Here is a 1,201-nt window from a genome sequence, read left to right on the forward strand (position 1 = left end):
GCGAGCTCGCCATGTCGCCGCCGAGCACATGGACATGTCCTTCCTGAATCTCGCGCGCGCCGGCGATCAGCGCGAGCTGCACGACCGGCCCGACCCGCGCCGCGCGCGGCGTCGCCCGCGCGGTCCGCTCCGCGCCTGGCGGTCCGGCCGCGCGACGGTACGCGAGCACCGCGAGTGCCGCGCCGGCCACCAGCAGCACCGGGTACAGCACGCCGAACCACTGTTGCCAGCGTCCGCAGCCGTCCACCGGGCAGAGCCCGTGCGCCAGCGGCACCCCCTCCAGCAGGCCACCCCGGATCCGGTCGGACCACGGTGGCTGCGGCCCGGTCTTGGTGCTGACCTCCCGGAACACCGACAACGAGTCCTCACCGGGCCCGGCCCGCAGGTTGTCGACGATCATCGGGGCCACCCCGACGACCGCCCCCGCCACCAGCAGCAGCCCGGACCAGCCGAGCAGCTCCCGCCGTACCGCCCAGAGCAGGGCCAGCCCGGCCACGGCGAGGTACGGCAGGATCAACCAGTCCGACCAGACCGACAGCCCGACGAGCAGCCCGAACAGCCCGATCGCGAGGCGTCGGCGGTGAACCGTGCCGACGGCCAGCCCCACGGTGATCAGCAGCATCAGCAGCACCGCCGGCTTCACCTCCGGCCGCCCACCGACGACGGTGAGCTGGTCGCGCACCACCCGTTCCGGCCCGAGCGCGAGCAGACCCACCACGAAGGCGGCGAACCACGGTGTGCAGAGCCGGCGGGTCAACCGGTGGATCAGATAGAGGAAGACCGCGTACAGCACGAGCATCGGCAGCCGCAGCACCGGCCAGCTCGGCCCGAACACCGCCACCAGGGGAGCGGCCAGGTACGACTCCAACACCCCCATGTAGTGCTGGCCGTAGAGGAAGATCGGGCGTTCCCGGCCCTGGGCGATGTGCAGCGCGGCGAGACCGAAGGTCGCCTCGTCGCTGTTCGACACCGGCACGGTGAAGAGCGTCAGAATCAGCCGGTAGACGACACCGGCGACCCCGAACAGCAGCGCGACGAGCGCCGGCCGGTCGAGTCGCGGACGCCATCGCCCGCGGTGCTGCTCTGGATGCGACACGACCAACGCCCCCGTCGTCGTCCCGACCGGAGTGTTTCACGTCCGGCCGGGCCGCCGAGGTGGATCGGCGCAGCCAGGGTTGGCGGGGCCGGTACGGCCGGGGCT

General features: G+C 72.9%; 1 pseudogene. It reads right to left on the reverse strand.

Going from position 1 to position 1,201, the window contains the following annotated elements:
• Positions 1-1,102 (reverse strand): annotated as a pseudogene (locus tag KBX53_RS33515) (hypothetical protein); the annotation flags it as partial.
• Between the last annotated feature and the right edge of the window lie 99 nt (positions 1,103-1,201).

Source organism: Micromonospora sp. M51 (assembly GCF_018070305.1).
In the GTDB taxonomy this organism is placed as follows: Bacteria; Actinomycetota; Actinomycetes; order Mycobacteriales; family Micromonosporaceae; genus Micromonospora; species Micromonospora parva.